Raw genomic sequence first — 8,364 nt, forward strand, 5'->3', positions numbered from 1 at the left:
TTTTGCATTCCATCAGCGGTATCGGGATGCAATCAAACCGCAGCGTTATAAAACTGCTCGCTACTCTTCTGCTCCACCAACGCCTGCTCGATCGCCGCCTGATGCACCTCATCGGCATGCTCTTCCCGCGCTTCGGGCAGGATGCCCAGCCGCGAGAACAGTTGCATGTCCTTGTCAGCCTGCGGGTTGGCGGTGGTCAGCAGTTTTTCGCCGTAGAAAATCGAGTTGGCGCCGGCGAAGAAGGCCAGGGCCTGCATCTGCTCGTTCATGGCTTCGCGGCCGGCGGACAGGCGCACGTGGGATTGCGGCATGAGAATTCGGGCAACGGCGAGCATGCGGATGAAGTCGAACGGGTCGACGTCTTCGGCGTTTTCCAGCGGCGTGCCGGCCACTTTCACCAGCATGTTGATCGGCACCGACTCCGGATGCTCCGGCAGGTTGGCCAGCTGGATCAGCAGGTTGGCGCGGTCGTCCAGGGACTCGCCCATGCCGAGAATGCCGCCGGAGCAGATCTTCATCCCCGAATCACGCACGTAGGCCAGGGTCTGCAGACGCTCGCTGTAGGTGCGGGTGGTGATGATGCTGCCGTAGAACTCGGGCGAGGTATCGAGATTGTGGTTGTAGTAGTCCAGGCCAGCCTTGGCCAGCGCTTCGGTCTGATCCTGATCCAGGCGACCGAGGGTCATGCAGGTTTCCAGGCCCAGGGCCTTCACGCCCTCGACCATCTTCAGCACATACGGCATGTCCTTGGCGGACGGGTGTTTCCACGCCGCGCCCATGCAGAAACGGGTCGAACCGATGGCCTTGGCGCGAGCGGCCTCTTCGAGGACCTTCTGCACTTCCATCAGCTTTTCTTTTTCAAGGCCGGTGTTGTAGTGACCAGACTGCGGGCAGTACTTGCAGTCTTCCGGGCAGGCACCGGTCTTGATCGACAGCAAGGTGGAAACCTGAACGCGGTTGGCGTCGAAATGCGCGCGGTGCACGGTCTGCGCCTGGAACAACAGGTCGTTGAATGGCTGAACGAAGAGTGCTTTGACTTCGGCCAAAGACCAGTCATGACGCAGGGTTGCAGAGGTGCTGGCGCTCATGGGCATTACCTTTCTTTTATGCAGGGCACGGTTCTATGCTGGGCGAGCAGCTGAGGCAGGGAATAACCACAGCCGCGACACGGATGTTCGGCATATTTAAGGAAGAGTCATGCGCTGTCAACCACGATACAAAGGACAGGTTTACATCTGGTTAAAAAACGAACAACACTGTTTGCTTTGCGATGAAGCCGCTGACGGCGCCACGCCCCTTTGCATGGCCTGTGAAACGGAGCTGCCCTGGCTGGGGGATCACTGCCAGACGTGTGCCCTGCCGCTGCCCGCTTCGGGCCTGACATGCGGCCAATGCCTGAAACAACCGCCGGCCTTCGAGCAGGTGATCGCGCCCTGGACCTACAGTTTTCCGATAGACAGCCTGATTACGCGCTTCAAGCACAGTGCGAAGTGGCCGTTTGGCCACCTGCTCGGTGAATTGCTCGCCCAGGCGTTGCAACATCGTTTCGACGACGACCTGCCCCGGCCCGATCTGCTGCTGCCGGTGCCGCTGGCCACCCGGCGATTGCGGCAAAGGGGGTTCAATCAGGCCGCGATGCTGGCACGCTGGCTGGGCAAACACCTAGATCTGCCTTGCGATGAACGGCTGCTGCTCAGAACCCAGGACACCGGCGCGCAGCAAACGCTGAACGCCAGCGAACGGCGGAAAAACCTGCGCAATGCGTTTGCGCTGGCGCCTGATGTGTCAGTCAAGGGTCGTCATCTGGCGCTGGTGGACGACGTATTGACCACCGGTGCCACGGCCCAGGCTTTGGCTAAATTGCTGATGGACGCTGGCGCTGCACGAGTGGACGTCTACTGCCTGGCGCGAACCCCAAAACCGGGCGACGCCCCCTAATCTGAAAACACAAATCCAAGGTGGGATCGCAATCCCTGTGGGAGCGTGGCTTGCCCGCGAAGAGGCCGGCACATTCAACATCAATGTCGCCTGACCTGACGCCTTCGCGGGCAAGCCTCGCTCCTACAGAGGGGTATGTGTGTACGTCACGTCTTGACTCCCACGCCATCACCCGCCAACGTCCCACCATCGTCACCACCAAAGCGCCCCGTCATGTCCCTGCCCACGCTGCTGTCCCAACACATCGCCCGCCGTCCACAACGCATCGCCCTGCTGCAGCACATCGCCGAACAGGGCTCGATCACCCGTGCGGCGAAAAGCGCCGGCCTGAGCTACAAGGCTGCCTGGGACGCCATCGACGAGCTGAACAACCTCGCGCAAAAACCGCTTGTGGAGCGCAGCGTTGGCGGCAAGGGCGGCGGCGGTGCGAAGCTTTCCAGCGAAGGCGAACGGGTATTGCGCCTGTATCAGAAACTGCAAGCCTTGCAGGCCCAAGTGCTGGAAGCGGCGGAAGACGCCAGCGACCTCGACCTCCTCGGGCGCCTGATGCTGCGCACCAGCGCACGCAATCAACTGCACGGCACCATCGCCGCCATCGATACCCTGGGCCACAACGACAGGATCCGCCTGGAACTCGCCGAGGGCCTGAGCATCGATGCGCAAATCACCCACGACAGCACCGTGCGTCTGGAGCTGCAACCGGGTGTTGAAGTGGTAGCCCTGATCAAGGCCGGATGGCTCGAAGTGCTGGCTGCCGAAGATCAGGCAACACCGGGATACAGTTTTCTCAAAGGCACGATCGAAGAAATCCTCGACGCCGAAAACGGCCCCAGCGAAGTACGCATCAGCCTGCCCAACGGCCAGACCCTGTGCGCCCTGGCCGAACCCGAACACCTGCGATCTCGCGGCCTAAGCGCCGGCAAACCGGTAGGCGTCCAGTTCTCGCCATCCAACGTATTACTCGGCACACCGCTCTGATCCAGGCATTACTCAACCCCATGTAGCAGCTGCCGAAGGCTGCGTCCGACTGCGCAGCAGTCGCAAAGAAACTCGCCACGATATGGCAGGCATCCACAGAACGACTGCTTCGCAGCCTGACGCAGCCTTCGGCAGCTGCTACAGGAACCTCGTCAACCAACTGCAACAAAACCTTCATCGAGCACCATTAAGGTGACTGCAAAAATTTGCAGGGAGCCTGATATGAGCCTTTTGGAAGAACACCAACCCACCGACCTCGAGCAAATGGTCGGCCTCAGCCGTCGTGGATTCATCAGCGCCGGTGCCCTGTGTGGCGCCGCGATGTTTCTGGGGGGCAACCTTTTGAGCCGCAGCGTGATGGCCGCCAGTGTCAGCGCCGGCAACAGCACCTTGCTGGGTTTCCCCAGCATTCCCGCCGCCACCACCGACAGCATCAGCCTGCCGCCGGGCTACAAGTCGCAGGTGCTGATCAGCTGGGGCCAGCCCCTGCACAAGAACGGTCCGGCCTTCGACCCGAGCGGCAATGGCAGCGCCGAGCATCAGGAAGTGCAATTCGGCGACCACAACGACGGCATGAGCCTGTTCGCCTTCCCCGGTGACAAAAACCGCGCGCTGATGGCGATCAACAACGAATACACCAACTACCGCTATCTCTACCCCCACGGCGGCATGCCGCAGTCGGCCGAGGAAGTGCGCAAGGCCCTGGCAGCGGAAGGCGTGACGGTGCTGGAAGTGCAGCGCAAAGGCGGTCACTGGCAGTTCGTCCAGGGCTCGGCATACAATCGGCGCATCCACGGCAACTCGCCGATCGCCTTCAGCGGTCCGGCCGCCGGTCACGAGTTGTTGAAAACCAGCGCCGATCCGCAAGGCAAGAAAGTGCTGGGCACCTTCCAGAACTGCGCCAACGGCAAGACGCCGTGGGGCACTTATCTGACCTGTGAAGAGAACTTCACCGATTGCTTCGGCAGCACCAACACCGAGCAGAAGTTCGACGCCGCGCAAAAGCGCTACGGCGCCGTGGCGACCAGCAAAGAGATCAACTGGCACCAGCACGATGCGCGCTTCGACCTGGCGACCAACCCCAACGAATTCAACCGCCATGGCTGGGTGGTCGAGATCGATCCGTTCGATCCGCAGTCGACCCCGGTCAAGCGCACCGCGCTGGGTCGCTTCAAGCATGAAAACGCCGCCCTGGCCGAAACCCGTGACGGTCATGCCGTGGTGTACATGGGCGACGACGAACGCGGCGAATTCATCTACAAGTTCGTCAGCCGCGACAAGATCAACCATCAGAATCACAAGGCCAACCGCGACCTGCTGGACCACGGCACCCTGTACGTGGCGCGTTTCGATGCCGGCGACGGCAATGCCGACCATCCGCGAGGCCAGGGTGAATGGGTCGAGTTGACCCACGGCAAAAACGGCATCGACGCCAGCAGCGGCTTTGCCAGTCAGGCGGAGGTGCTAATTCATGCGCGTCTGGCGGCCAGCGTGGTCAAGGCGACGCGCATGGATCGCCCGGAATGGATCGTGGTCAGCCCCAAGGACGGCCAGGTTTATTGCACCCTGACCAACAACGCCAAGCGCGGCGAGGAAGGGCAACCGGTGGGCGGACCGAACCCGCGGGAGAAGAACGTCTACGGCCAGATCCTGCGCTGGCGCACCGACCGCGACGACCACGCCTCCCACACCTTCGCCTGGGACCTGTTCGTGGTCGCCGGCAACCCGCATGTGCATGCCGGCACGCCCAAGGGTGGCTCATCGAACATCACCCCGCAGAACATGTTCAACAGCCCCGACGGCCTGGCGTTCGATGACGCCGGTCGCCTGTGGATCCAGACCGACGGCGACATGAGCAACGCCGGTGACTTCGCCGGCATGGGCAACAACCAGATGCTCTGCGCCGACCCGGTCAGCGGTGAAATCCGTCGCTTCATGGTCGGGCCGATCGGTTGTGAGGTGACGGGCATCAGCTTCTCGCCGGACCAGAAAACCCTGTTCGTTGGCATCCAGCACCCGGGCGAAACCGGCGGCTCGACCTTCCCCGAGCACCTTCCCAGCGGCAAGCCACGCTCTTCGGTGATTGTCATTACCCGTGAGGATGGCGGGATCGTCGGCGCCTGATCACTGAACCTGTGGGAGCGGCGGTGCGACGATTCGACTTGCTCGCGAAAGCGGTGTGTCATTCAACATCTGCATCGACTGACACGTCTCATTCGCGAGCAAGCCCGCTCCCACAGTAGTCCGGTGTGAACGCAACAATTGCGAACAACCGAGAACCCTGTGGGAGCGGGCTTGCCCGCGAAGGCGTCAGACCAAACACTACACTTCCCAAGCCGAACCACTACAAACCAGCCTTCTGCGCTACCATGCCTGGCCGGACGCAGCAGCCTGCTGCGCGCAGGAGTCAGCATGGCCCACCCGTTCGATACCCTCACCCCAGACCTCGTCCTCGATGCCGTCGAAAGCATCGGCTTCTTGAGCGACGCCCGCATCCTGGCGCTCAACAGCTACGAAAACCGCGTTTACCAGGTCGGCATCGAAGACTCCGAGCCGCTGATAGCCAAGTTCTACCGCCCACAACGCTGGACCAACGAAGCGATCCTCGAAGAGCACCAATTCACCTTCGAACTCACCGAAGTCGAAGTCCCAGTGGTGGCGCCGCTGATCCACAATGGCGAAACCCTGCACGAACATAACGGTTTCCGTTTCACCCTGTTCCCCCGCCGCGGCGGTCGCGCGCCGGAGCCGGGTAACCTCGATCAGCTGTATCGCCTGGGTCAATTGCTAGGTCGCCTGCATGCGGTCGGTTCGACCAAGCCGTTCGAGCACCGCGAAGCCCTGGCGGTGAAGAACTTCGGCCACGATTCACTGGCGACTTTGCTCGAAGGCGATTTCATCCCCCGCAGCCTGTTGCCGGCCTACGAGTCCGTGGCCCGGGATCTGCTCAAGCGCGTGGAAGATGCCTACAACGACACGCCCCACCAGAACATCCGCATGCACGGCGATTGCCACCCCGGCAACATGATGTGCCGCGACGAGATGTTCCACATCGTCGACCTCGACGACTGCCGCATGGGCCCGGCGGTGCAGGACATCTGGATGATGCTGGCGGGCGACCGTCAGGAATGCCTCGGACAGTTGTCGGAGCTGATGGACGGCTACAACGAATTCCACGACTTCGACCCGCGGGAACTGGCGCTGATCGAACCCCTGCGCGCCCTGCGCCTGATGCACTACAGCGCCTGGCTCGCCCGCCGCTGGGACGACCCGGCCTTCCCGCGCAGCTTTCCGTGGTTCGGCACGGAGCGCTATTGGGGGGATCAGGTGCTGGCGTTGCGCGAGCAATTGGCGGCGCTCAACGAAGAACCCCTGAAACTTTTCTGACCCACACAGAGATCCATTGTGGGAGCGGGCTTGCTCGCGAAGGCGGTGTGTCAGTCACCGGTGAAGTCGACTGAACGGACGCTTTCGCGGGCAAGCCACGCTCCCACAGGGTCCATGTTGATTGAATGATTTGTGACCAACAGCAAAACCGTAGGAGCGAGGCTTGCCCGCGAAGACGGCGTGTCAGTCACCAGTGAAGTCGACTGGACGGACGCCTTCGCGGGCAAGCCTCGCTCCTACAGGTTTTGTGTTGATTGGATGCGCTCGTTCGCACATGAATATTGCTCACAATTACCCAACTTATTTGCGCAGGACAGCCACCGGCAAATCTCCCTACAATCGCTCCTTTGTTAGCTGCCTAAGCAAGGACTCTGCATGCAAGCTGCCAACCCGCGTCTGGGTTACATACTGGGCTTGACCGCCTACATCATCTGGGGACTTTTCCCGCTTTATTTCAAAGCCATCGCCAGCGTGCCGGCGGTGGAAATCATCATCCATCGGGTGCTGTGGTCTGCATTATTCGGCGCCTTGCTGCTGATGGTCTGGAAGCACCCAGGCTGGTGGCGCGAGCTGCGCGAGAACCCCAAACGCCTGGCGATCCTGGCCCTGAGCGGCACCCTGATCGCGGCCAACTGGCTGACTTATGTGTGGTCGGTGAACAACGGTCGCATGCTCGAAGCCAGCCTTGGCTACTACATCAACCCGCTGATCAACGTATTGCTAGGCATGCTGATCCTCGGCGAGCGGCTGCGGCGCATGCAGTGGGTTGCGGTGGGCCTGGCGACCATCGGCGTGGCGCAGCAGGTGTGGCAGGTGGGCAGTCTGCCGTGGGTGTCGCTGATGCTGGCGCTGAGCTTCGGTTTCTACGGACTGATCCGCAAGCAAGCGCCGGTCAAGGCCCTGCCGGGGCTGGTGGTTGAAACCTGGATGCTGGTGCCGATCGCCATTGCATGGTTGCTGTTCAACCCAACGGCGCACAGCGCTCAGGCCGAATTCTGGACCACCTCCGAAGCCTGGTGGCTGGTGGCAGCAGGCCCGGTCACGCTGGTCCCGCTTGTGTGTTTCAACGCTGCCGCGCGGCACCTGCCCTACACCACCCTGGGTTTCCTCCAGTACCTGGCGCCGACGCTGGTGTTGCTGCAGGCGGTGCTGCTGTTTGGTGAGCACCTGTCTTCCGCCACGTTAATGGCGTTCATGTTCATCTGGGCAGGTCTTGCGGTTTACAGCATCGATGCGTGGATAAGTCTGCGTCGCCGCAACTGATCAAAAAACATACAAACCTCTGCAGGCCACGGTTCACTTGGCCTGCATGGTTCCTTCCCAAGGTTATCCACAACGTGATCCCCGGCGTTTGTGCGCAAGTCACTGAATGTTGGCGCTTTTTTGATCAACTCTCGCCAAGCCACGGATAACGTGGCCTGGCGCGCAGTCTCTACAGGTTATCCACAGGCAGGTGCACGTTTAAACTGGATAACCCGATCAGGGTTCACTGCGCAGTACCAACTCCACCATCAGGTCGTCAGCCAGGGTTTCCAGGCGCGATTGCAGCACGTCCAGTGACAGCGTCAGCGGCACCGCGAGAATCGCTTCGGCGTGAAACAGCGGCTCGCTGCTCATCGGCGCCGGTCGCACCTCGGTCACCAGGCGCTCCAGGTTGACCCCCTGCTCGCTCAACAGGCGCGTGATGTCCCGAACGATCCCCGGCCGGTCATTGCCCACCAGTTCCATTTCAATCGGTTTCCAGGTGCAGGATTGCTCGATACTGCTTTCGGCGATCAACACGCGAATGCCGTGGGCCGACAAAGCCTGCAGGGCATCGACCAGCGAATCGTAACCTTCGGCCGGAACCCCCACTCGAAGAATCCCGGCAAATTGCCCGGCCATGCGCGACATCCGGCTTTCCAGCCAGTTGCCGCCCTGCTCGGCAATGCATTGGGCAATGCGCTCAACCTGCCCGGGCTTGTCCGGGGCGAAAACCGTGAGTACGAGATGGTCCATGGCGCAGCCCTCTGGTCATGTCTTTTGTTATGGAAAAACAAGTATAGGCAAGGGTTAAGCCGG

At 61.4% G+C, this 8,364-nt stretch carries 7 protein-coding genes; 5 read left to right on the forward strand and 2 right to left on the reverse strand.

The annotated features are described in order from the left end of the window. Positions 1–32 precede the first annotated feature (32 nt). Entirely contained in the window at positions 33–1,088 is a 1,056-nt protein-coding gene (gene bioB, locus K9857_RS28570; RefSeq protein ID WP_224541646.1) for a biotin synthase BioB, read from the reverse strand. A 109-nt stretch (positions 1,089–1,197) separates the two neighbouring features. Between bioB and K9857_RS28575 the strand changes: the two genes are divergently transcribed. From K9857_RS28575 to rarD, 5 genes are all read left to right on the forward strand, one after another. Continuing rightward, on the forward strand, positions 1,198–1,938 hold the full coding sequence (locus K9857_RS28575) for a ComF family protein (RefSeq protein WP_224541648.1): 741 nt from the start codon (positions 1,198–1,200) through the stop codon (positions 1,936–1,938). Positions 1,939–2,151: 213 nt separating this feature from the next. Beyond that, complete coding sequence (locus K9857_RS28580) at positions 2,152–2,916, forward strand: TOBE domain-containing protein (protein ID WP_224541651.1); 765 nt, start codon at positions 2,152–2,154, stop codon at positions 2,914–2,916. 222 nt (positions 2,917–3,138) lie between these two features. Further along, complete coding sequence (locus K9857_RS28585; RefSeq protein ID WP_224541653.1) at positions 3,139–5,040, forward strand: PhoX family protein; 1,902 nt, start codon at positions 3,139–3,141, stop codon at positions 5,038–5,040. Positions 5,041–5,328: 288 nt separating this feature from the next. After that, positions 5,329–6,303 carry a serine/threonine protein kinase gene (locus K9857_RS28590; protein WP_224541655.1) on the forward strand — a complete coding sequence of 325 codons (975 nt, stop codon included), beginning with the start codon at positions 5,329–5,331 and terminating at the stop codon, positions 6,301–6,303. 375 nt (positions 6,304–6,678) lie between these two features. Further along, positions 6,679–7,566, forward strand: coding sequence for an EamA family transporter RarD (gene rarD, locus K9857_RS28595; RefSeq protein WP_224541657.1), 888 nt, complete (start codon positions 6,679–6,681; stop codon positions 7,564–7,566). A gap of 216 nt (positions 7,567–7,782) precedes the next feature. Here rarD and K9857_RS28600 read toward each other — a convergent pair whose 3' ends face one another. Further along, positions 7,783–8,301, reverse strand: coding sequence for a glycine cleavage system protein R (locus tag K9857_RS28600; protein ID WP_224541659.1), 519 nt, complete (start codon positions 8,299–8,301; stop codon positions 7,783–7,785). Positions 8,302–8,364 lie beyond the last annotated feature (63 nt).

It is taken from the genome of Pseudomonas sp. REP124 (genome assembly GCF_020164475.1).
Classification (GTDB): domain Bacteria; phylum Pseudomonadota; class Gammaproteobacteria; order Pseudomonadales; family Pseudomonadaceae; genus Aquipseudomonas.

Excerpts from the sequence above, each read along its gene's own strand:
- rarD (WP_224541657.1), top strand. The coding sequence starts at position 6,679 with ATGCAAGCTGCCAACCCGCGTCTGGGTTACATACTGGGCTTGACCGCC.
- bioB (WP_224541646.1), bottom strand. The coding sequence starts at position 1,088 with ATGAGCGCCAGCACCTCTGCAACCCTGCGTCATGACTGGTCTTTGGCC.
- K9857_RS28575 (WP_224541648.1), top strand. The coding sequence starts at position 1,198 with ATGCGCTGTCAACCACGATACAAAGGACAGGTTTACATCTGGTTAAAA.
- K9857_RS28585 (WP_224541653.1), top strand. The coding sequence starts at position 3,139 with ATGAGCCTTTTGGAAGAACACCAACCCACCGACCTCGAGCAAATGGTC.
- K9857_RS28590 (WP_224541655.1), top strand. The coding sequence starts at position 5,329 with ATGGCCCACCCGTTCGATACCCTCACCCCAGACCTCGTCCTCGATGCC.
- K9857_RS28600 (WP_224541659.1), bottom strand. The coding sequence starts at position 8,301 with ATGGACCATCTCGTACTCACGGTTTTCGCCCCGGACAAGCCCGGGCAG.
- K9857_RS28580 (WP_224541651.1), top strand. The coding sequence starts at position 2,152 with ATGTCCCTGCCCACGCTGCTGTCCCAACACATCGCCCGCCGTCCACAA.